General features: G+C 47.2%; 15 protein-coding genes. 6 read left to right on the top strand and 9 right to left on the bottom strand.

Going from position 1 to position 22,754, the window contains the following annotated elements:
* Nucleotides 1-221: 221 nt before the first annotated feature.
* The 3 genes from NFI80_RS04255 (at nucleotide 222) to NFI80_RS04245 (ending at nucleotide 2,614) form a co-directional block, all read left to right on the top strand.
* Complete coding sequence (locus NFI80_RS04255; protein ID WP_252172099.1) at nucleotides 222-362, top strand: hypothetical protein; 141 nt, start codon at nucleotides 222-224, stop codon at nucleotides 360-362.
* Nucleotides 362-1,654, top strand: coding sequence for an alginate export family protein (locus NFI80_RS04250; RefSeq protein WP_235165099.1), 1,293 nt, complete (start codon nucleotides 362-364; stop codon nucleotides 1,652-1,654). Before NFI80_RS04255 ends, NFI80_RS04250 begins: the two co-directional genes overlap by 1 nt.
* A 144-nt stretch (nucleotides 1,655-1,798) precedes the next feature.
* Entirely contained in the window at nucleotides 1,799-2,614 is an 816-nt protein-coding gene (locus NFI80_RS04245) for a pseudouridylate synthase (RefSeq protein ID WP_235164789.1), read from the top strand.
* On the opposite strand, the gene NFI80_RS04240 is transcribed toward NFI80_RS04245, so the two are convergent.
* From NFI80_RS04240 to NFI80_RS04215, 6 genes are all read right to left on the bottom strand, one after another.
* Nucleotides 2,607-4,310 (bottom strand): alpha-amylase family protein, encoded by a 1,704-nt coding sequence (locus tag NFI80_RS04240; RefSeq protein WP_235164790.1) that lies wholly within the window; start codon nucleotides 4,308-4,310, stop codon nucleotides 2,607-2,609. The genes NFI80_RS04245 and NFI80_RS04240 overlap by 8 nt on opposite strands.
* A gap of 82 nt (nucleotides 4,311-4,392) precedes the next feature.
* The gene (locus NFI80_RS04235; protein WP_235164791.1) at nucleotides 4,393-5,292 is read right to left on the bottom strand and encodes a histone deacetylase family protein; all 900 of its coding nucleotides are present in this window, start codon (nucleotides 5,290-5,292) and stop codon (nucleotides 4,393-4,395) included.
* Nucleotides 5,293-5,718 (bottom strand): DUF1810 domain-containing protein, encoded by a 426-nt coding sequence (locus NFI80_RS04230; protein WP_235164792.1) that lies wholly within the window; start codon nucleotides 5,716-5,718, stop codon nucleotides 5,293-5,295.
* 638 nt (nucleotides 5,719-6,356) lie between these two features.
* Complete coding sequence (locus tag NFI80_RS04225) at nucleotides 6,357-8,918, bottom strand: TonB-dependent receptor (RefSeq protein ID WP_235164793.1); 2,562 nt, start codon at nucleotides 8,916-8,918, stop codon at nucleotides 6,357-6,359.
* A 270-nt stretch (nucleotides 8,919-9,188) separates the two neighbouring features.
* Complete coding sequence (locus tag NFI80_RS04220; RefSeq protein ID WP_235164794.1) at nucleotides 9,189-10,742, bottom strand: SusD/RagB family nutrient-binding outer membrane lipoprotein; 1,554 nt, start codon at nucleotides 10,740-10,742, stop codon at nucleotides 9,189-9,191.
* Between the two features lie 23 nt (nucleotides 10,743-10,765).
* On the bottom strand, nucleotides 10,766-13,945 hold the full coding sequence (locus NFI80_RS04215) for a SusC/RagA family TonB-linked outer membrane protein (protein ID WP_235164795.1): 3,180 nt from the start codon (nucleotides 13,943-13,945) through the stop codon (nucleotides 10,766-10,768).
* A 400-nt stretch (nucleotides 13,946-14,345) separates the two neighbouring features.
* Here NFI80_RS04215 and NFI80_RS04210 point away from each other — a divergent pair, with 400 nt between their 5' ends.
* Nucleotides 14,346-16,085: a tail fiber domain-containing protein gene (locus NFI80_RS04210; RefSeq protein ID WP_235164796.1), complete on the top strand. Its 1,740-nt coding sequence runs from the start codon at nucleotides 14,346-14,348 to the stop codon at nucleotides 16,083-16,085.
* Between the two features lie 181 nt (nucleotides 16,086-16,266).
* Here the strand turns inward: NFI80_RS04210 and NFI80_RS04205 are convergent, their stop codons facing one another.
* Entirely contained in the window at nucleotides 16,267-16,761 is a 495-nt protein-coding gene (locus NFI80_RS04205; protein ID WP_235164797.1) for a PPC domain-containing DNA-binding protein, read from the bottom strand.
* Nucleotides 16,762-16,996: 235 nt separating this feature from the next.
* On the opposite strand from NFI80_RS04205, the gene NFI80_RS04200 reads away from it, so the two are divergent.
* Nucleotides 16,997-20,152, top strand: coding sequence for a TonB-dependent receptor (locus NFI80_RS04200; protein WP_235164798.1), 3,156 nt, complete (start codon nucleotides 16,997-16,999; stop codon nucleotides 20,150-20,152).
* A 145-nt stretch (nucleotides 20,153-20,297) separates the two neighbouring features.
* Here NFI80_RS04200 and NFI80_RS04195 read toward each other — a convergent pair whose 3' ends face one another.
* The gene (locus NFI80_RS04195) at nucleotides 20,298-20,837 is read right to left on the bottom strand and encodes a hypothetical protein (RefSeq protein ID WP_235164799.1); all 540 of its coding nucleotides are present in this window, start codon (nucleotides 20,835-20,837) and stop codon (nucleotides 20,298-20,300) included.
* A 70-nt stretch (nucleotides 20,838-20,907) separates the two neighbouring features.
* Nucleotides 20,908-21,495 carry a DsbA family protein gene (locus NFI80_RS04190; RefSeq protein WP_235164800.1) on the bottom strand — a complete coding sequence of 196 codons (588 nt, stop codon included), beginning with the start codon at nucleotides 21,493-21,495 and terminating at the stop codon, nucleotides 20,908-20,910.
* Nucleotides 21,496-21,688: 193 nt separating this feature from the next.
* Between NFI80_RS04190 and NFI80_RS04185 the strand changes: the two genes are divergently transcribed.
* Nucleotides 21,689-22,654, top strand: a complete 966-nt coding sequence (locus NFI80_RS04185; RefSeq protein WP_235164801.1) for a TIGR03885 family FMN-dependent LLM class oxidoreductase — start codon at nucleotides 21,689-21,691, stop codon at nucleotides 22,652-22,654.
* Nucleotides 22,655-22,754: the final 100 nt, after the last annotated feature.

Here is a 22,754-nt window from a genome sequence, read left to right as displayed (position 1 = left end):
ACGTTACCGGCAACGTTCTCAAAGCGCCGGATACAGGTTGAAATATTCCCTCTTTATATCAAAATCAGCATACATCTCAATTTCTTGCAAAAGCCCAATTTGGAATATAACAAGATTATTTTGCCTCAAAACCTATTTGAAGATTTGCCGCGTGAAATAGTTTACGTTTTCAACTATTTTCGACCTGACTTACATCCTTAACGACCGCAGTAATGACGGGAATGACCATTTACAAGACAGCTGAAACAGATCAGGAGTTTGAACAGGCGAAAGAGCTTTTTGAATCCTTTGGCTTTCAGGCCATCGAGCCTTATTATTTTAATCCAATTCAAGAAACGATTTATATGGAGCGGGTCATTTGATGTGGCGTGTCTTGCTGCTGGTTTTGGGATGTTGCTGCATCCTGAATTTGCCTGTTTTCTCACAGGATAGCGATTCGGTTAAGAATGAACTGATCATTGATTTCGAAGTAAGGCCGCGTGCCGAGTTTCGGGATAATTTCATGCTTACACCCGCTGATTCGGTCATGCCGGAATTGTTCGCCACGCAAAGGAACAGACTAAGTATCAATTACCTGACCAAGCGTTTCAGGTTTCATGCCTCTCCTCAGGAAATTCACGCCTGGGGGAAATCGGGTCAGGTTTCGCGCATTGGCAGCATTAATGCGTATGAGTTGTATGCCGAAGGGCTTATTAACAAACACATTTCCGTCCGGGTTGGCAGGCAGGCGTTGACTCTGGATAATGGCCGGATCTTCTCGGCAGCGCCATGGAGTCAGCAGGGCCGGGCACATGAAGGCATCCGGTTTTTCTTCAATAAACAACTTAATACCGATCTGACGATTGCATTAACCCGGCCATATGGACATGCCTTTGATGCGGCCTACTCGCCCGTGGCATCGCATCAGTATAATCTGCTTTTTGTGCATCACCTGAAATACACTTTTAAAAACCACATCACACTGACCACCATTAATACGCTGGAAGATTTTGACAAAAACAGCAAGCAGCAGCAACATTATCAGCGCATTACAAACGGCGGACGACTGGAGTACAGCCAGGGCTGGCTTTACGGAACGGTGAATGCATATTACCAGTATGGCGAAAATGCTGCCGGTAAGAAAATCAGGGCGTATTACATTCAGCCCGAGATTAGCGCTGTCGTGAACAAAGCCACATTACGTCTGGGCGCCGAAGTGATCAGTGGCGACAGGAGAACGGTTCCCAAAAACGTTTCTAATTCGTTTGTGCCGCTGTATGGTGTTGCATGGAAATTCATGGGTAATATGAACCTGTTCACCCGGTTTCCCGCCGATCTGAATGATAGAGGGCTGGTTAACCCTTATCTGTTTATTTTATATCAAATCAATAAAAAAATTAGCGTGCGTTCGGATTTTCACCTGTTTTATTCCAAACATCCGCTTAGCGAAAGCAAAAACTTCTCCGGCAATTATCTGGGTTTCGAAAACGACATTTCCGTCAATTACAAGCCTGTGAAAAGATTGGAAATTATCTATGGTCTATCGTCGACCTTTGCTACCGAACGCATGGAACTGCTCAAAAAAGTCCCTGATTCGGGCAAAGTCCCGGTTTGGAGTTTTCTGATGATTTCTTACACGCCCCGGTTGCTGCACAGGAAGCAAAGTGTTGACTAGCAAACGTTTCAGAACAGTCAGGAAGCCTGGCCTGGCGCGAGAACAATGTGCTATGAAGGCCATTTCAATCGGAATATGTATTTTTGCTGGCACATATGCCGGTTATTTCCGGCCGCTTTTAATATTCCAGCATCCGCCTGTCTATTGTCAACTTCATTAACCTCCATTTCAGAAGATTATTTCACGCCGTTCGAGCACGCGGAGCGGTATGTGTTACCTGAGAAATTTACATTCCCATTCAACTATACGCCGCATCCATTAAGCTTACTGGCCGTTTCCATGCTGCAATCACATCTGGAAACACAGCAGGAATGGGCACATAATTTCGGCTTGTCTGACGATCCTGAGAATATCATTGGTAAAATGTTCGGCGTGCTGGTGGTGGAAACAGAGCAGCGTCAGATCGGCTATCTCGCTGCCTTCTCGGGAAAGCTGGCCGGGGGAAATCACCATGCCAAATTCGTCCCTCCTATCTTCGACGGCGTTGCAGAAGGCGGCTTCCTGAATGCAGGCATGACCGAACTTTCACGCATTAACGAAGCGATTAGAGTGCTGGAATTCGACAAAGGCGAAGCGTTTGAAGCAAAGATCCAGAACTTGAAGGCGATTAGGAAAGGTCACTCGCTTTCCCTGCAAAACGCGATTTTCGATCAATACAGCTTCCTAAACCAGGCAGGCACGCGCAAGAGCTTGCGAGACATATTTGCCGATGCTTCCTACAAAAACCCGCCCGCCGGCGCAGGTGAATGTGCTGCTCCTAAATTGCTTCAACACGCCTTTCTCAATAAAATGAAACCGCTGGCTATGGCCGAATTCTGGTGGGGAATGTCTCCTAAATCTGCGTTCTGGAAACACGGCCAGTTTTATCCGGCGTGCCAGGAAAAGTGCGCGCCTATCCTTGACCATATGCTGGCAGGCATTGCTATGGAAGCCAATCCCGAGCATTCCGTGGCTATTTAATCCGGAACCATTTATAGCCGTAGCCATCAAGCTTAATGCTGTATTTCCCATCGGAAGCCTTCTGATCGTCTTCATCGATCAGATCGACCAATAATTTATTTCCGGGAATGTTAATCCTCGACTGTGTCGGCCGGTCGCTGAAATTGTGCAGCACCACCAGCGATTTCCCTTCATGCTCATACTGGATCGCAAAGACAGCGGCTGAACCGGCGTCCAGGATTCTATAGGTTCCTAACCCGATTTCCGGGCAGGATTTGCGGAGTTTAATCAATGCCGTCGTCCAGTTCAGCAACGACGCTGAGTCCCGGGTTTGATCTTCAACATTGATTTTCTTATAACCATGATCACCGAAATCAATTACCGGACGGAAGGCTGTATCAGCTGTTGTGAAGCCGGCATTTTTTTCCGCTGTCCATTGCATAGGCGTGCGCACGGAAATGCGTTCTTTTAAACGAAGGTCGTCGCCCATCCCGAGCTCATCGCCGTAGCGGATCACGGGAGTTCCCGGGAGTGAAAATAACAGGCTGTAAGCCAGCTCCATATGCTTGCGGTTGTTGCCCAGCATGGTTGCCAGCCGCCGGCGGATGCCCCGGTCGTAAAGCTGCATGCTGGTATCCGGGCCGAACTTGGCATAAACTTCCTGTCGCTGTTTATCGGATAGCCTTCCCAGGTCTACTTCATCGTGATTGCGCAGGAAATGTGCCCATTGCGAGGCGTCCGGAATGATCTGCGTTTCGGAAATGGCTTTCTTGAAAGGATCAATGTTGCCGGTAGCAAGCGCATAAAATAAATACTGGTTGGCAAAGAAGTTGAACATCATTTGCATGCCCTCCCCATTTTTTCCAAAGTAATTCTGATTTTCCTCAGGCACAACATTAGCTTCGCCAAGAATGACGACATCAGCTCTGCGCGTTTGTGCAAACTGCCTGATATCCATCAGGAATTTGTAGTCCAGCTTGGGTTTTTCGCTGCCTGTTTTAGGTATTTCAATAATAAATGGCACCGCATCCAGGCGAAAGCCCGAAACGCCCTGACCCAGCCAGTAACCGATGATCTTCTGACTTTCTTCCACGACGGCGGGATTTGCAAAATTCAGATCGGGCTGAAAAGGGTAAAAACGGTGGTAATAATATTGCCCGGCCAGTGTATCCATATCCCAAACCGCCTTTTGCACGCCCGGGAACACCATTCCATTGTTATAGTCTTTCGGCAGCTTGTCGGACCAGATGTACCAGTCGCGATACTTGGAATCCTTACTTTTTCGGGCCTGCTGAAACCAGGAATGCTGATCGGATGTGTGGTTGATCACGAGATCGATAATTACCCGAATGCCCCTTTTTTGTGCCTGAAAAACGAATTCGGCAAAGTCACCGCTTGTCCCCAACTTCTCGTCAACGCCATAAAAATCAGCTACATCATACCCATCATCCTTGCCCGGCGAAGGCTGAAAAGGTGCCAGCCAGATTATATCCACACCCAATGCACGGATATAGTCCAGCTTCTCGATCAGCCCTTGAAAATCGCCGCGGCCATCTCCATCGCTATCCTTAAAAACCCCTACTTCGAGATTATATATAATGCTGTTTTTAAACCAGATGTGGTTTTTCAGATCGACCGGCGCGAGTTTGTCCTGCGCGTGGCCGTATGCAGGCAATACGAGTAAGATAAAAAGCAAAAATCGGTTGAGCTGCTTCATTGAGTGCATTTTATGTTCAAATATTTTTGTTCCAGTCCGGATCGCGAGCTGTTTAAAAATTGTGCCCGTTAATGATGCTAACCTAAAATATTTGTCTGGCGACCCGATATGTATTTGCGTGCGCATTCAAAATGGTCCTGAGTTGCGGAGAATAACCGCCGCCCATGCTGCATTGCATGGGAATGCTGTGCTTGTGGGCCAGCTGCATTACCATTTCGTCCCTTAACTGGCACCCCCGCTCCGTGCACGACATCCGCCCGATCTTATCGGTTTGCAGAATGTCAACACCTGCCTGGTAGAAAATAAAGTCGGGCTTTACCTGCTCTAAGAGTTCAGGGAGTGTGTTTTCCAATATCTTTAAATAAATATCATCACCGGTTTTATCATCCAGCGGCACATCCAGATCGCTCTTTTCTTTTCTGAAAGGATAGTTATTTTTCCCATGCATGGAAAATGTAAAAACCAGCGGCTGATTTGTGAAAATCTGCGCTGTTCCATTGCCCTGGTGCACATCCAGATCAACAATTAGGACTTGCCTGCACAACTTATGATCAATTAAATACTGGGCTGCAACGGCGTGGTCGTTGATCATGCAAAATCCTTCCCCGAAATCGCGTCCGGCATGGTGGGTGCCGCCTGCAATGTTGAATGCGATTCCTGTTTCCAATGCTTTCAGCGCGCCTTGCACTGTCCCGTTGGTTATCCGCAACTCCCGTTCCGCCAGCACAGGCGACTGCGCAAAACCGATACGCCGCATTTCCTGCTTGCTAAGCGCTCCCTGAACGATGCGGTCCGCGTAAGCGCGATCATGGACTGCATATACTGCCTGCATATCAACAGGTTCCGGACTGAAAAAATCCGATTCCACCGCAATGCCTTCGCGCAGTAGCTGCATAGGGAGCAGCTCATATTTATCCATCGGAAAACGATGCCCGTCCGGCACCGGGTACTTATATATAGGGTCAAACGCAATGGGGAACATTCAATGCTGTTTATTGAGGATTTCGATGGTTCTCTGATCCGGCTTACCATCAAAATATTTATCGAGGACAGCCTGGAAAACAGGATCTGCGTCATCGGTCATACTGAATAAGGTCATACTGGACCGTAACTTCATATCGTCCGGGCTTCCAACGATCTGGTTGGCTGACTTGCCTTCGATAGCCAGGATCGCATTTGAGATCTCAATCAGTCTGTTCCCCAAAACCGGATTTTGCAAGTAACGGTTCGCCTGCCCGATATCCTGAATCGCATAATGCACCGAAGTGCTGCTCATACCCAACCCCTTAATCTGCGGAAAAACATACCATATCCAATGCCCCTGCTTCCGCCCCCGCCGTATCTCCGCCAAAGCCCCATCATAGTCATGCTCCTGGGCGGTTATGAATTTATCAAGGTCTGATTCCATATTTTTACAATTGTTGCTATCTGCTTTTGGTTAAAAAAGTCAGTCCAGGTTGTGGTTATAGATTGATATTTTGAGATATAGTTTTTCATCCTTTTTTAGAATTTCCAGTATAATGTGTTTTGTTTGTATCACGTAGGCCTGGTCAAGCCTCTTTCCTTCGTGGAAACGTAACCAGGTAGAGTTAGGGAGTTCTGTACAGAGCTCCCTTTTTTTGTGTCAAAAAAACAGGCAGTTGATCACGCCAATTGCCTGTTTTTTTGGAGCGTGAATATTCCGCGGATTCCTTTAAAAACAAGCTAGAATACAACGATATAAGTGTGACTTATACTTTTTTTATTGAAACGTTCTCGAATCAAAAATGAAGGGCATTATCTTCTCGATCTTTAATGATAAGGCCAGGGGCCCCTTCTTTGATCCACAACGGACTGATTTCAGATCAGAAGTTTTTGCAGTTGACATTGACCAGGAGATGTAATCTTTGTGAGACAACGAGTACTTACTTTTTGGTTGACGGCACGTCCAAGCCCCGCTGCTCTCTTCCAAAATGGCCGTTGGTTTTTACATTTTAATACAAAGAAAACGAGAAGCCACATTACGCAGCTTCTCGTTTTCTTGAACCTTTACACTTTTCTCTTCTATCAAAGAGAATATCTTAAAGTAACTCCATAAGTTCTCTGATCACCAACGATCCCGGCGTACTGTCCGTAACTTCCCGGCGCAGCAAGCAATTGTTCGTAGTAATTTTTGTTAAACAAATTGCGTCCCCAAAGGAAGAATGTGATGCCGTTGGAAGCTCTGAAACCCGCTCTTGCGTTTGTCAGACCGTAGCCATCAATGTTCAGATATTGAGATGGGGACGGGCTTGAAGAGAACTCTGAGCGATAATATTCATCCACGCTCAGGAAGAAGTTACCTTTTAAGCCAATCAACTTTCCCTTCGCAATCACTTCACCACCCACAGAGCCAGACCATTTAGAAATTCCCGGCAGACGTCCGCCCGAAACATCTTTGAAAGCCTGCGGCCCGCCTACTTCTTCCAAAGGAACCGGAGCATTGGTGAATTTCACATATTTGCCATCTGTATAAGCTACCGCAGCATTCAACGTCAATGCGCCAAAACGAATGTTACCATCCAATTCCGCACCTTGTACACGCACGTTCTCAGCATTGGCCAGGTAACCGCGGTTTACGCCAGGCTCAGGCGTTTGCACCTGTGTCTGAAAATCATCGATGTCGGAGCGGAAGAATGTCAGGTTCAAAACCGAGTTGCCTGTTGGTCTTGTTTTGATACCAAATTCTTTGTGCTCAACAAATTCCGGTTTTACTTTCGCCAGATCAAGCAAAACGGCCCCGTTTGCTGTTGGTAACCCACCCACATTCACACCAATTGGCTTAAATCCAACCGAATAGGTGGCATATGCATTGAAACGTGTGCTGGCCCTGTATTGGACTGATAACTGCCCCGAGAAATTGCCCTCAGCATAATCCGTATTGAAAGCCTGGTTGCTGTAAACGCCGTTTTTCAGTTTCAACAATTCCGTATCGGTTGTCTGCAAGCCGCCGTAAGCCACCCTGCTGTAATCCACCACTTTCTTATCATAATTGTAACGAACTCCTGGCAGAATGTGGAACTTGTCGGCCACAGCCCAGTCAGCTTGTGCAAAAACGGCTAAACTTGTGCTTTTGATGCGGTTTGTTGTTCTGATCCCGAAGTTGTCGAACAATCCTGGTGTTTGCCATAACGGGCTGGTAGAGCTTTGCGCGAACCTCCATTGTGCAGAACCCGCTTCTTCTGTTTGAACGGGGTCAGAAGTCAAGTCTTGCCAAAGGCCGAATACGCCGATCACCCCGCTAAGCTTCGGAGAAATTTTCCCTGAATAACGCAGTTCCTGTGACCATTGATCATGTGCGGAGTTACCCGAAGAAATCGTAAATACAGGAAGTCCGATATAGTCGCGGTCATTCAAAGGCGTCCATTTCCAGTAACGCCACGCAGAAGTAGAGGTCAATGTTCCGTTCCCGATTTTGATATCTGCATTCACGGAAACACCACCTAAGCGGTTATCTGCTTTGGACGGAGTGTCCAAGTCCAATCTGCGCTCGAAAGCACTTTTGTAAGGAAGTGTGTAGCCCAGATCAGCAATAATGCTGTTAAATTGTCTGTAACCAGCCCTTTTGGTTGTTACAACCCCGGCCACCGGCCAGCCATATCCCGTAGGTTTCTGATCTGAAACATCTCCGATGACCGTAATGTTGACCTTTTCCGAAGGCGTGTATAGCAGCTGCCCTCTTACACCAATGTTGTTGATATCATTGATTGGCAGTTGCGTATGCTCATTGAAAAATGTGCCGTTACGCTGCGTTCCTGTAAAAGACACCCGTGCGGCAAGCTTTTTGCTCAATGGGCCCGTTACCGAAGCTTTTGCCTGGATATATCCCAGGTTACCATAGCTTAGTTCGAGGTTGGCACCGGTTGTAAAACTTGCGGCGCGCGTTGTAATGTTAAATGCACCCGCCGTTGTGTTTTTACCAAAAAGCGTTCCTTGTGGTCCGCGCAAAACTTCAACGCGTTCAATGTCTATAAAATCCAATGCGGTTGCCGCCGGACGGGCATAGTAAACGCCATCTACATAAAAACCTACACCCGGGTCAATCCCGTCATTGGTAAGTCCGTAAGTAGAACCCAATCCACGGATGTTCAAGGTTGTGTTTCTTGCGTTGGAAGCGTAAAGCTGCACGGTAGGCACCAGTTCTTTCAAGCGGTTCACATTAAATGCACCCGCATCCTCAGCCCTCGTTCCGCCAATCACCGAAATAGGGATGGGCACTTCCTGGGCAGATTCCTGACGACGACGGGAGGAAATCACCACATCATCCAGCTGCGTATTATTCACGGCGAGTTTTATCTCGACTTTACTTTCATTGATCAGGACTTCTTTTTTTACATAACCCACATAGGTTACGATTAATGTAAATGGCAGGATCTGGCCGGTAACGAGACTGAATTCACCGTTGGAATCCGTAACACTTCCGTTGGTTGTCCCTTTAATGGTAACTGTCGCGCCGATCAAGGGCTCGTCTGTGCCGACATCCAGTACTTTCCCGGTTACCGTGGCATTAACGGTGGCATCCTGCGCGAATAAATAGAGGGGAAAAAGAAAGGCAATTGTCAGAATGGCTGACTTAAAACGATTTTTCATGCTTACTGCAATTAGCGGTATAATGGTTGTCTGGATTTAATTGGAGTCAGAAAGTTGAAAAGCAACCTCCTGGTTGTAAAGCAATAATGTACCGCCAACAATAAGAGCCCTTACTTAGGATAACTGAATGCATAAAGGAGTTTGATTAGTTTGGCCACAAATATATAAAAACATAAACTATATAGAGTTAGTAGGTTAGTAAAAAAGTTAAAAAAAACGCAATAGCGGGCTTGGAAAGCTACCATTACGTCTTTTTAATCCTATTCTTGGTTATTTATTCCACCAAAGTAAGGTGGTAATGTCGTCGTTTCCCTGTGCTTTCACCGCATTCTGGTAGTTGGCGAGGTTCACACTTTGTTCTTTTGGCGGATAATATAAGCGCAATGGAACTCCTTCACCGAACAGCGGCTGAAACTTATAATCCGTCGTCTGGCCATTCGCAGTCCTGCGCCACACCACATCGCCGGATTTTACCAGGAATGTGGGATAGCCCGTGCGGCGGATCTCGCTCCACGCTTCATCGCCCTGGGTGTAAAGTGACAGGTATTTTTGGTTCAGCACGTTGGCCTTGTCGGCTTTCGGAAGGGCTGCGACGTACGTTGTAATGTCCGCCGGAGCAACTCCCCATTTTTGCAGAGAGGCAGTAACGCCGTTGATGTACGCCTGCTGATCCCAGTTTTTATACTCTGAAATCAGGAAAGAAACTTCTGCATATTCCTGCAAAACCTCACCATAATTGGCTGCATTAACTGCCGCTCCCGGAAGACTAACGTCTGTGGCTGTGAGTAAGCCGGCTGCTGCAACCGGCAATCCGTAAGGCTGGCCTACGTACTCGCCCGCTGCATTCTTTGTAGCGTAAACAGGCAATCTCGGATCCTGCACTTTTACAGTTCCAAGTTCACCTTTCAGCACATTAATGAGCACGTGCGAAACAGCAAAGTCCTTTCTGTTCGCCGTTACAGTTGCACGGAAAAGCGGCGCCTCGTTGGGGGCCAGTGCCTGATATTTGAAAACCGCATTGTCTGCATTAGATGTAAAAACACCTTTTGCCAGGGCATCCTCAAAGTGTGCATTCGATTCTGCCGGAAGCTTGGTCCTGATCCGGGTGGCAATGCGCAGGCGGAGCGAATTCGCAAACTTTGCCCACAACTCATTTTTGCCTTTGTAAATCACATCATAGTTGCCGAATGTGTTGGCTGCTTTGTATTTGATCAAAGTGTCACCGGCTGCCTTCAACTCATTCAAAATGTCCTGATAAATCTTTTGCTGGCTTGCATAGGCAGGGCTCAGGTTCTCGGGCGTCTGCTGCAAAGCCTGAAACTCGGGATCCGGATTACCGTACGATTGGTAAGGAACATTCCCGAAAACATCCGTCAAACCTTGAAAGGCATAGGCTTTCAAAATCCGCGCAATAGCGATCTGGTTTGCATTTGTACCTGCCACACCGGCAGCGGCAACATCCTTCTTAGCAGGATCGGAGTTCAGGATGATGATCTCGTTCAGATTGTTAAGCGCCTTGTAAGCATTGCTCCAATAAGTGTCTGAATAAGAACGCGGAATATCGTAACGCGACTGGTCGCTGTAAATGTTCTGACTGTAATACTGAGCGAACAGCTGCGTCCCGCGCAGGGAGCTGTTTTCGTTCCGAATGTTGTCAATAAGCTGTTTCTCAGCCGATAGCAGGATCGTGGTCGTCGTCGTATTCCCGGGACGGTTGGGATCTTTATTTATTTCCTCAAAATGGCTGTCGCTGCAAGAAGCAAGAAATGCAAGCGCGCCGATGGCAAGAGGAAGAAGGCTTTTTTGATATATGGACTTTTGCATGGTCTTCTCTTTTAAACTTTAAATTAAAACTTCACATTCACGTTCAAGCCGTAAGTAGCAGGCACCGGAATGCTTCCGCCTTCAAGTCCCTGAATGTTCCCGCCGCTGCTTGTGAACTCAGGATCAATGTATTTGCTGGCGGTATAAATGTTGGCCAGGTTGCGGCCGTACAGACCGAAATAAATTGATTTCACTGTTTTGTTGGTCAATGGCAGGCTATAACCGAATGTAACTTCTCTCAGCTTTACAAATGTTGCATCGAAGATCGTCTGGGGCGTCGGGCCGCTGTATTCGCCACGCGCCCAGGCTTGTGCAGTGATGCGTGTGTCGTTTTGCGTTGTGTTAGTAACTTCGTAGGAGCCGTCTGCATTGTATTTCACTGTTCCTTTCACACCCTCCAGCACCACGCCGGTTTCACGCACATTGTTGGCAGCCGTTTTGTCCAGGACGCCGGCATACATACCCACCTTATAGGTTTGCGAGAAGAATTTTCCACCTACTCGGCCATCCACTAGGAAGCCCAGGTTGAAGTTCTTATAGGTAAAGCTGTTCTGGAAACCGAAAAGATATTTTGGTAAAACACTTCCTAGCGGCGTCAGTTGCTGGCCGCGGTCGTAAGTTCCGTCCGCATTAATGACTTTCTGGCCATCGGCTGCATAAATGAAATCATTCCCCAATATCTGCCCGTAAGGCTGCCCTTCCCGCGCAACCAATGTTACCAGGCTGTTGGCCAGCTGGAATGTGTTTACACCCGGCGCAAGCGAAATCACCTTATTGCGGTTGCGCGACCAGTTCAGGCTCGAATTCCATTCAAAACCGTTCTGCCGGATCGGCGTGCCGGTTAATGTTACTTCCACCCCTTTGTTGTTGATCTTACCTGCATTAATCACCTTGGAATCATATCCAAATGCCGAAGAAACGGGAATGTTAATGATCTGGTTGCGGCTCACGTTATCATAATAAGTCACGTCCAACCCTACCCTGTTCTTAAATGCCTGAACGCTCAGACCCGTTTCCCAGGAGCTTGTGATCTCAGGTTTCAAAGCCTGGTTGTTGAGCTGCGTAGGCAGTTTGTAAGAAGCCAATCCGTCAAATGACTGCGAAGCTTCATAGGCACGCTGCAACTGGTATGGGTCCGTGTCATTACCCACCTGCGCCCAGCCCAGACGAACTTTCGCAAAGTCAAGCCAAGTCCAATCTTCGATCCCGTTCAGCTCGCTGAGGATCAAACTGGTTGTTAATGAAGGATATGCAAAGGAATTTCTGGCAACCGGCAATGTAGACGACCAGTCGTTACGCAATGTTCCGTCTACAAAAAGCAAACTTTTCCAACCCAGGGAGAAACTCGCAAAAAGTGAGTTGATCTGCTTGCGGTAAGCATTGGAATTCACCAGAACAGAGCTTGCATTTTTAAGGTTGTAATATTCAGGAATGATTAATCCACCTTGTGTTACAGCGTCGCTCACACGGCGTTTCTGGCTCATAATGTTACCTCCCGCGTTCACATTCAGTGAGATATCACCCCAGCTTTTGTTAGCCGAAGCAAGCAGCTCATAGTTGAACTCGCTGAAATTATTGATATACTCCTGGTATTGCGACTGCGTACGAGAATACACCGCAATGCGGTCCTGATATTGGTAATTATAAACATCCGCATTCACTTTTCCGCTCACTTTCAGCCAGCTGTTCACGTCGTAAACCAGGCCCACGTTACCATAAAAACGGTCGCGGTTTTCGTCCAGGTAACTTTCGTATGCCGACCAGTATGGGTTATCGATGAACTTGGCAGCCTCTCCCGCAGGCGTGTTCTGATAGCCGCTGCGGTTCCATAAAATCTGCGTTCCGTCGGCCCTCTTATAGTTTTTCAGCTTTTCGTAATCCACCTGCACGGCGCCCCACTGGAATGCTTCCAGGATAATGTTCCTGTTCGTAGCACCCGTCCATGGCCGGCCCGTTGACTGGTTTTTGATATAATTAAAATTGTTGTAAACCTTCAACTTACCCAGTTGCGTCGATCCTGAAAAGTTGATCGAATTTCTTTTCAACGAAGAATTCGGCACCGTTCCCTTTACATTTTTATTGGTATAGGAAAGCCTGTAAGTCGAGTTCGCATTCCCGCCGCTTACGGAAAGGCTGTTGGTATTGGCAACTCCCGTTTCAAAGAATGTATGCACGTCGTTTTTAGGATAACTCCATGGCTGCGGGTTCAGGTAATCCGCCGTATTTTCAGGATCCAGGTTATACCAATGCAGCACGGGCGTTCCGTCCAGCTTCGGCCCCCAGCTTTCGTCTACGGCATATTCTGCAATGTTGTAATCTTTGCCGCCAATGTTCGCCTGCTGAAATGTGCTTGAAAAACCGCCGCCATATAATTTCTGACGCTTGGGCAACCGCACGATCTGCTCAAATTCGATGCCCGTGTTCAGCGTAATGTTAACCTTGCTGTTTTCTTTTCCCTTTTTGGTTGTGATCAAAATGACCCCGTTCGCCGCCCTGGTTCCATAAAGTGCAGCCGCCGAAGGTCCTTTCAGCACCGAAATGTTCTCGATATCATCCGGGTTAAGGTCCTGGATCATGTTTCCCACGTCCTTTCCGCCGCTTCCCGAGCTGGTAGCCGCACTGTTCAGGTCCGCATTGTCGATTGGCGTTCCGTCGATCACATATAAGGGCTGGTTATTTCCAGAAATAGAATTCACACCACGCAAAAGCACACGAGACGAACCACCCATGTTACCACCTGAGGTAACAACCTGCAAGCCAGCCACTTTACCAGAAAGCGCGCTCAATGCATTGGTAGGACGCGTTTGCAACGCCTCACCTTTCACTTCCTGGACGGCATAACCCAATGCCCGCTTCTCCCGCGAGATCCCGAGTGCTGTCACCACCACTTCGTTCAGGATCCGGGTGTCGGCTTTCAATGCAACGGCAATTTTATCACCATTGCCAATCGCCACATCCTGGGCCAGGTAACCGATAAAAGAAACGACGAGGATAGCCGCATCGTCGTTGACGCTTAAACTGAAAGCACCGTCTGCATCGGAAAGCGTTCCCGACGAGGTTCCCTTTACCGCCACCGATGCACCGGGAAGCGGCGAGCCGTCATTGGCATCCGTGATGATACCGCTTATGACCCTTTGCTGGGCAATGACAGATCCCGTCGCGAGAAACGTCAGGAATAACAGATATAGAAATCTTGTTTTCATGAATTGTATTTTAGTAAGATGAGTAATGTTAAGTTCAACGCACCAGGCGTTCACAATTCCTGCACAAATTTATTAAAAAGGGATTAAATATCTAATCTCTATCGAATTTATAGAATAATAATTTTATTTGTCTTATTCATTGATTGCTGCTGCTAACTACCAGACAATAACATGCTATAACTACGAAGCATCTCGCACGGATTTCATGCGAACTCCTTTTATTTATTGCAGAGACTCTGGCAAACCTAAATCCAAATCAACCTTAACAAAGATCCAGCCGACACCAACAACCTTGTATCCGGCAATGGTCAGAAGCGGGACGAACTAAGTGAGAAGTTACTGGCTTGGTGGAAAGCACTGCTGCGGTGCTTTTAACCGTTAGTTCATTCAAACTCCCCACTTGAAATACGGTTTGCGTTTTAATGATTTCTCGTTACAACGTTTACAGCAATGTTTCATGTCCCATCATAATTCAGTTGTTAAAATGAAAACAAAAAGCTTTACCATCCAACCGAGGATTTCAACGCTGGCAATTTGCATCACTATCCTTTCAATTTGCCAATCCATTTTTTCATTTGCCCAGGCACCGCAGCAATTTAATTTTCAAGGAATTGCCCGCAACGGAGCCGGTGAATCAATCAGAAATCAAACTGTAAAGGTTCGTTTCACCATTCACGAAGCAACTCCGCAGGGACAGCAAGATTTTCAAGAAGAACATAGTCCTAAAACTAATTCAGAGGGTATTTTTAATGTTTCCGTTGGAAGCGCTGGTGGCGATTTGAGTGCCATCGATTGGAAATCATCCATGTATTATCTCCAAATAGAACTCGACCCAGCGGGTGGGAATAATTTTGTTGACATCGGAACTTCGCAACTGGTTAGCGTGCCTTATGCCTTGCACGCCGAAGAAGCAGATCGTTTAAAGAATGATGACCCAATAGTTTTGAGGGGTATGGTTGGGTCTGGTGGCACCCTTCCGGATGTTGGACTAGGAGCGAGGTTGATCTGGTATCCTAAAAAGGCCGCATTTCGGGCTGGCAACCTTGGAGATTGGAAAGAGGCTAATATCGGTGAAAACTCCACTGCATTTGGCCAGAGTCTTGCTTTTGGGAAAAACTCTTTCGCTGTTGGTGAGAATGCAAAAGCGTTGACTGCAAATTCCATAGCGATTGGTTTAGGATCGCAAAGTGGAGCAGAGCAAGCTGTTAGTATTGGCGCAGGTCAGGCTAAGGGCTATGCCAGTACTGCAATAGGCTCAGGTGCGTATGCACCAGGTTCATATGCTACGGCAATAGGATTCAGCGCTAAGGCAGAAGGATTTTGCTCAATGGCAGTTGGTTACAAGGCTTTGGCAAAAGCATTATACGGCGTTACGACTGGTGTTTGGAATTCAGATAGCGACCTGCCGCACCCTGCTGTTGCGCAACCCGGTGACCGAATATTTCAGGTAGGAAATGGCACTTCGGATCAGAATCGTAGTAATGCATTGACCGTATTAAGAAATGGAAACGTAGGGATTGGAAGTGATGTCCTAACTCCGCAATACTTGCTGGATGTTGGTGGTCGCGCACGGATTCGTGATAATGGCGAGACTGCCGGAATTTACTTTGACAATTCTGAGGACCAGGCTGATGGTTTCGTTGGACTTGTTAATGATGACGAGATAGGTTTATATTTGAAAGGCTGGAAATTCTGGGTTAATACGCAAGGCAATGGTTATCTAAATGGCAACCTGATTCAAACATCTGATCGCCGCTTAAAAATCAACATTACAGCATTCGAAAATAGCTTACACAAAATCAACAAATTGCAGGGCTATCATTATAATTGGAAGGAACAAGCAAAAGATCAAAACCTTCAAACCGGCCTAATCGCTCAAGAAGTTGAAGAATACTTTCCGGAACTGGTTTCTACGAATAAAAGCGGCTACAAGTCGGTTAATTACATTGGGCTAATTCCCCATTTGATAGAGTCCACCAAGGAACTTCAAACTAAAATCCAACAATTAGAAAAACAGACTGTCAAAATTGCGGCTTTGGAAATGGAGCTATCTATATTACAAAACCTTGCCCTACGATTGGATGATCTAGAAGCAAAGTACACTAAAACGAATAAAATAACGCAAACTATTGCTAAATGAAAAAGCCTGCATGAGGTTCATGCGGACAGTTACATGAAGCGGAATTGCATGTTGCAATCCGCTTCAATGATGTTACAGGCTTGGTGCAAAGCGCTGCCGCGGTGCGGGGAGTAATGCATTCAGGCGCTGCATACAAAAAACAAGCATAAAGAACTGATAAAAAAAATGAGCAAATCCAGCCTCAATCCAAACGAAGCACATTCGCCCCCAGCGGCTGTTCGGTGACGCGTTCTAGTCTTTTGTCGTGGACGATGATGATGATCTCGACGGAGCCGGTGCTAACTGTGGCGCCGAGCATATGGCCACCATGAGCGGTGAAGTCTTTTCCAGTGACGGTTCCGTGACAATGCAGGGACGGCTTTCCTTCTTTCCAGGCGAGGGAGCCGCTCATGGAGGCAAGCTCCACATCTTTGAATTCCTTTGGATCGTACTCCTTCGTATCAAAGTTGAAGAAACCGAATTTCACATTTACGAAACCCATTCCGCTCAGGTTTGCAGAAGGGACTTTTTCTTTCTCGGCTAGCTTTTCCAATTCAGCAAAAACATCATCCCCCTGCCGAAGGACCATTAGAAAGCCAGCTGGCACTTTCACGTATTTAGGAATTTCCTGGGCGTTTGAATTGGTTTTTAAAACAGAAAAAAAGAGCAGCAGCGAAAGAAACGTTATGATCTGCATAGCTGAGATATCGGTTGGTTGAATACGTCCCGCCATCAAATAACTGTGCCGCAAACCGGCGTGAAACTATTATTTCCCACATTCATCGCGACCACCCAGAAGGTTAATTATTGGTTAATCCACCCTTAACACAGCCTTAACATTGCCTGTCTACTTTTGCGGGCGTTAAACCTCCCTGCCCTGACGAGGCGAATTTTATCCAATCACAACTATTACTCAATTAACTCACCAAAAAATGAATCGATTAATTACCGGACTTATTGTGGCATTCGCAATGATCTTCTGTTCGGCCGGCCTTTATGCGCAGGGCAACGAAGCAACTATCATTGGGAAAGTCTCTGAAGTGAATGCTGGCCCGATCCCGGGCGCGACCGTTCTGGTCAGAAATGAATCTACCGGCTTCCAGGCGGGTACGGTTACGGATATGAATGGCGACTACATTATCAAGCAATTACCGCTTGGCTCACCTTACTCCATCACCGTTTCTTTTATTGGTTTCGGAGAACAAAAGAAAACGGGATACGCACTCAACCAGGGCGATCAGCTGAGACTGAACTTTGCCATGGAAAGCAGCGCTAACGAATTGCAAGCCGTTGATATCAAGGCCAATTCGCTGAAAAACACCGTAGTAACCTTAGGTGCCTCTACGCCAATCACGGCAAAGGACATTGCAAAACTGCCTGTGAACGGCCGAAACTTTACTTCGCTCATCGACCTTTCTCCATTGAGCAACGGAAGCAGCTTAGGTGGACAACTTGCCTCTTCTACCAACTATACATTGGATGGTATGACATCAAGGGGAACAATCGCCGGTGGTTCTACACAGGGTGCTTACTCGATTTCTATGGAAGCGATCCGTGAATTCAAGGTGGTAACGAATGAATATGACGTAACAATGGGCCGTTCAGGTGGTGGTACAATCAGTACTGTTACCAAGTCAGGAACGAACAAGCTTTCGGGAAGTGCGTTTACATTCATGCGTACCGACTGGCTTTCAAGCGGTTATGATTTGAGAGGAAACAAGAGAGTGCAGGATTTCTCTACATATCAATATGGTGCCTCTTTGGGTGGCGCGATCAAAAAAGACAAAGCGCATTTCTTCGTAGCATGGGATCACCAGGCTGACTCACGTCCTTTATACATTGCCAACATTCAGTCGCCTGCGGATGAAGCGGCAAACAAGGTGACGCAGGCAACCCTTGATCAGTTCTCGGCTATTGCCAGAGACAAATATGGTGTTTCAAACAACCCGCAGTTTGGTGCTTTTGGAAAGAAAAAAGGAACGGACGCTATCTTCGCAAAGATCGACTGGCAGCTGAATTCGAAAAACCTTTTGACTTTGCGTAACAACATGGTGATCGAAAACGACGCGCTTTCAGAAGGTGACAACAGCGGTATCAATGCTTATGAATCCTACATCGACCGTAAAAGATTTGACAACAGCATTATGGCGTCTTTGCGGACGATTGTGAATCCGAAAATCACCAATGAGCTGAAATTGCAGCATTTTTATGAAGATCAGGCGATCATTCCAAGCTCTGAGCTTCCTTCTGACGGGATTCCCCGGGCGATCGTTGAAAACGTACAATCTGTTGCAGGATCCAGCACTTACAACACTTCTATCCAGATCGGTGGTCAGCGTTTCTCACCTGAATGGTTTAAAGGAACGGTGGTTCAGTTGGTGGATAACTTCTATTACAGCACAGGTAAGATCAACTTTACATTCGGCCTTGACCTGATGTATAACCGCATGAAATCGCGTTACGGAAGCGAGATGAACGGCCGTTTTTACTTCACAGGTCTTGAAAATTTTGCCAACCAGACGCCTTACCGCTATGCAAGGGAAATCAACTTACTGGACGATCCAAGCAATGTTGTTAATTCTTTGAGCACAGGTGTTTATGCACAAATGGATACAAAGCTGGCGCTTGGTCTTGAAATGATGGCCGGTCTGCGTCTGGATAACACACAATATCTGAACAAAGCGAATTTCAGCCAGGTGGTTTTTGACGAGCTGGGATTGCGCACGGATAATGTGATCAACACCACGCAATTGCAGCCACGTGTACAATTTACATGGGACGTAAATGAGCAAAGCAAGGATATCGTTCGTTTCGGTGCGGGTGTTTTTGGTTCGGCTTTGAATCCTTACTCGATGATCAACAATATGTTGTTTGACGGAACAAGGGTTGCTTCGGTCGAAATCCAGGGTGACCTGGTTCCAAAACCAAACTTCCCGGGCTACCGTGCAGATCCTTCAACGGCACCAGGTGCAGAGCTTTTCAATATTCAAGGCATCGAGAGACTGGTGACAATCAACACGAACAGCAAGGACGCAAAAATTCCGGTTGTATATAAGACTAACTTCTCTTACAACCACTTTTTCAGCGATCGTCTGCGTGTAGGTGTGAGCGGGTATGCATCATGGGCGCGCAACAACTATATGTATGTAGACCGCAACATGGTGGAAGATCCTTTCTTCCGCATCGCAGCAGAAGCTAACCGGGGCGTATATGTGCCCGCTAACACGATTACTGAAAAAAATGGCGCTACCAACTGGCTGAACAGCCGCAAGACCAAAAACGTAGGTCGCGTGCTTGAATTGAACAGCGAAGGCAAGAAAAACCAGTATGCAGTTGTTATCGACGGAACTTACAGATATTTCAAAGACGGTCAGATCACTGCTTCTTACACATGGAATGACTCGAAAGACAACACTTCTTACAACGGAAACGTGGCCAACACAGCAACACTGGATTTGATGGTTGCCGATGATCCACGTGATTTGAGCAAAATGGCTTATGCCAACAACCAGTTCCGCAGCAAAATTGTATTTTACGGAACAGCGCCGAGCATTTATGGTGTAACAATCGGTTTGCGTTACTCCGGAATCGGCGGAACGCGTTACTCGATGGCAGTAAGCGGTAACATGAATGGTGACTTCGTATCATCCAACGACCTGGCTTACATCTATAATCCTAACAGCCCTGAAACGCCGGAATACATCCGCAAAGGAATTCAGACGATCCTTGACAACCCGGACGCAGAGCAGAGCATCAAGGATTATATCAAAAGGGATATGGGCAAAATGGCCGAGCGTAATGGTGGTATCAATGATTTCTATGGCGTGTTCGACTTGCGTCTCGCCAAACGTTTCAAACTTTTCGGCGACCACGGATTAGAAGCGTCTGTTGATATTTTCAACGTAGCCAACCTATTGAACCACGACTGGGGTGTAGGCAAAAACCTGGGTAAGCAAAATCTTTACTCAATCAAAAGCTTCGACCGCGCAAAAGAGCAGTTCGTATACAACATCGGAGCTGGAACAGGAGTATCCAGCCTGAATGGTAACCCCTACCAGATCCAGCTTGGGTTGAGATATGGGTTTTAATGTAAGTTAAATGTTAATGTTAAAAGCCCTGTCAGCCTGAGCGGAGCCGAAGGCGCGTTACTCCTGGGTAACGCGCCTTCGGCTCCGCTCAGGCTGACAGGGATTTATACCAACCAATCCGCACAAGCTGACAAGGCCTTCCCCCCTACTTAAACATCTTAGTCAGATCATTCAGATCAACATCTCCGTCTCCATCCTTATCCAGGCCTAGCTTGGCGCCCATGCTGCCTAGGTTTCCGCCTAAGCCGCCGCTGGATGATGTAGTGGTTCCGCCCATGCCTCCGCCGAATTTTCCGCCGGTGAGTGAGCCCAGAAGTCCGCCTAAGTCGAACCCGCTTGCTCCGCCCTGGCCGCCTCTGTTGGCCATTTTGGCAAGAACAACAGGAATAATTGCAGCGGCAATCGATGCCGCTGTGCTTCCGTTGATGCCGAACTTTTGCATGATATTACCGGAAAAATTATTTGTCATCTGCTGCACGGCCGGGTTGCTTTCCGCCTGCCCGCTTCGCACGGATTCGAACAGACTATTTACCTGATCCGGCTCCTTTATGTTACTCAAACCATCCACTATGGACGTCTGTGCCTCTTGCATTACGGCTTCGTTGTGCTCGTTGGGCACTTCGTTATTTTCAACAACCGCCTGTTGTCCGTTTTGTTTTATCAGATTCAGCAATTCATCAAACATAGTTTCTCAGTTTAAGATTTGAATTTTTGAACGTTAAACAAACCATGCCAATTCCACGCTGTTGATCTGCTTATCCATATGAGACTTGCGAGGTGCTGTCCGATGCGCCTAACAGTTTGTGCAAAGCCGTTGTCAGTCGCTGGTAGGAACAATGGCCTGCAAGTTTTAAGCCTTTTCCAGCTAATGTCATGGTAATGGTCGGGAATGAATCGATGCGGTTACGATGGATTTTTTCGAGATCGGCGTGAAGCGCCTGGCGGGTGGCCTTTGCGTCGAAATCCTTGCCGAACCTATGCAGGTCCAACAAACCGCGATGCTGCTTATTGACTTCCCGCGCCACTTCCACGAGCACGTCGACGCGTGAAATATCCCGCTTTTCTTCCATAGCAGCTTCCCTCAACTTATTAAGAAAAAGATCCGCAGCCGTGGGCGATTGCAATCCGGCGGCTTTCACGGCCAGACATGCAGAATAAGATGATAACTCTACATCGGAAGACTTGTCATTTTCACGGGCCAGGCAAAATTGAAAACTGATCCGATCTCCATAAGTTTTCACAAGGCGTCGCCAGCTTTCCTGCATTCCCCAGCTGATCTGACAAAGCGGGTAAGTATAATAGACGATTTTAATAGGTTGTGAAAACGAATTTGTCACATACATAATGAGAAAACAGTTTTGTTTAAGATTTCGGCTATGGATTATATGTTGCCAGCAGGCACATTGAATCCAATTTTGCGGGGCCAGTTAAAAAAATCCATGCCAGAAGCCTACTCCCACAGGTTGTGGAACGATTTTTAATTGCAACTTTTCCGCATTGACGAAAATGCAAGACTAAATCAAAATATTGACCGGCATGAAAGATATACAGATAGGTTACCACGCTTCCCACGAACAATTCAGACCCAGTCAGCTTACCGAGTTTGTGCAGCTGGCGCAGGCCGCAGGGTTTACAACGGCGCTTAGTTCCGACCATTTTTACCCATGGAGCGAAGCCCAGGGTGAAAGCGGATTTGCATGGAGCTGGCTGGGAGCTGCAATGCAGGCGACCAATCTTAGTTTTGGGATTGTCAATGCGCCCGGGCAGCGTTATCACCCTGCCATTATTGCGCAAGCGGTGGCTACCCTTTGCGAAATGTTCCCGCGCCGGTTTTGGATCGCGACGGGGAGCGGCCAGTTTTTAAATGAACATATCAATGGTGAAAAGTGGCCTTCCAAAATGGAACGCAATCAGCGCCTGAAAGAGTCTGTGGATATTATGCGTGCCTTATGGGCGGGCGAAACCGTTACAAATAACGGCTTGATTAATGTTTACGACGCAAAACTTTATACGTTGCCGGGATACATGCCGGATGTAATCGGCGCCGCAATTACTGAGCAAACGGCTGAATGGGTCGGCGGATGGGCGGATGGCATGATCACAACATCGCGGCCGCCTGCGGAGCTGGCCCGGATGGTGGAAGCATTTCACCGGGGAGGCGGAGAAGGCAAGCCTGTTTACCTGAAAGTGCAGCTATCTTATGATGTTACCCTGGAAAGAGCATTGTCGGGCGCGCACCAGCAATGGCGTAACAATGTTTTCCCGTCCTCGCTCCTGGCCGACATCCGTTCTCCGGCAGGTTTCGATTCTACGGGCTTAATGGTCCGGCCGGAAGATATGCTGCAGGCCGTAAGAGTGTCCGACAGTCTCGACCAGCACACAGAATGGCTTTCGCAGGACATTGCGGCAGGAGTTACGCACCTTTACCTGCATAATGTAAATCTGGAACAAAGGCTTTTTATAGAGAAATTCGGAAAAAATGTCATTCCGCACCTTGTCTGACAGTTTTCTTCCTAACTGAAAAATGCAGCCCGGCGATCCAGGAGCCCGGGCATACTTTTAATGGAATTTTGCATAATACTTCTTGGCAATACATTAAAAC

It is taken from the genome of Dyadobacter chenhuakuii (assembly GCF_023821985.2).
In the GTDB taxonomy this organism is placed as follows: Bacteria; Bacteroidota; Bacteroidia; order Cytophagales; family Spirosomataceae; genus Dyadobacter; species Dyadobacter chenhuakuii.
The sequence above is the reverse complement of the archived record's forward strand: the minus strand, read 5'-3'. Positions and strand labels throughout refer to the sequence as shown.

What these genes read in the sequence shown, in the direction of transcription:
- NFI80_RS04235 (WP_235164791.1), bottom strand. Translation starts at nt 5,292, where the DNA reads ATGTTCCCCATTGCGTTTGACCCTATATATAAGTACCCGGTGCCGGAC.
- NFI80_RS04200 (WP_235164798.1), top strand. Translation starts at nt 16,997, where the DNA reads ATGAATCGATTAATTACCGGACTTATTGTGGCATTCGCAATGATCTTC.
- NFI80_RS04215 (WP_235164795.1), bottom strand. Translation starts at nt 13,945, where the DNA reads ATGAAAACAAGATTTCTATATCTGTTATTCCTGACGTTTCTCGCGACG.
- NFI80_RS04205 (WP_235164797.1), bottom strand. Translation starts at nt 16,761, where the DNA reads ATGCAGATCATAACGTTTCTTTCGCTGCTGCTCTTTTTTTCTGTTTTA.
- NFI80_RS04185 (WP_235164801.1), top strand. Translation starts at nt 21,689, where the DNA reads ATGAAAGATATACAGATAGGTTACCACGCTTCCCACGAACAATTCAGA.
- NFI80_RS04230 (WP_235164792.1), bottom strand. Translation starts at nt 5,718, where the DNA reads ATGGAATCAGACCTTGATAAATTCATAACCGCCCAGGAGCATGACTAT.
- NFI80_RS04220 (WP_235164794.1), bottom strand. Translation starts at nt 10,742, where the DNA reads ATGCAAAAGTCCATATATCAAAAAAGCCTTCTTCCTCTTGCCATCGGC.
- NFI80_RS04195 (WP_235164799.1), bottom strand. Translation starts at nt 20,837, where the DNA reads ATGTTTGATGAATTGCTGAATCTGATAAAACAAAACGGACAACAGGCG.
- NFI80_RS04255 (WP_252172099.1), top strand. Translation starts at nt 222, where the DNA reads ATGACCATTTACAAGACAGCTGAAACAGATCAGGAGTTTGAACAGGCG.
- NFI80_RS04240 (WP_235164790.1), bottom strand. Translation starts at nt 4,310, where the DNA reads ATGAAGCAGCTCAACCGATTTTTGCTTTTTATCTTACTCGTATTGCCT.
- NFI80_RS04250 (WP_235165099.1), top strand. Translation starts at nt 362, where the DNA reads ATGTGGCGTGTCTTGCTGCTGGTTTTGGGATGTTGCTGCATCCTGAAT.
- NFI80_RS04225 (WP_235164793.1), bottom strand. Translation starts at nt 8,918, where the DNA reads ATGAAAAATCGTTTTAAGTCAGCCATTCTGACAATTGCCTTTCTTTTT.
- NFI80_RS04190 (WP_235164800.1), bottom strand. Translation starts at nt 21,495, where the DNA reads ATGTATGTGACAAATTCGTTTTCACAACCTATTAAAATCGTCTATTAT.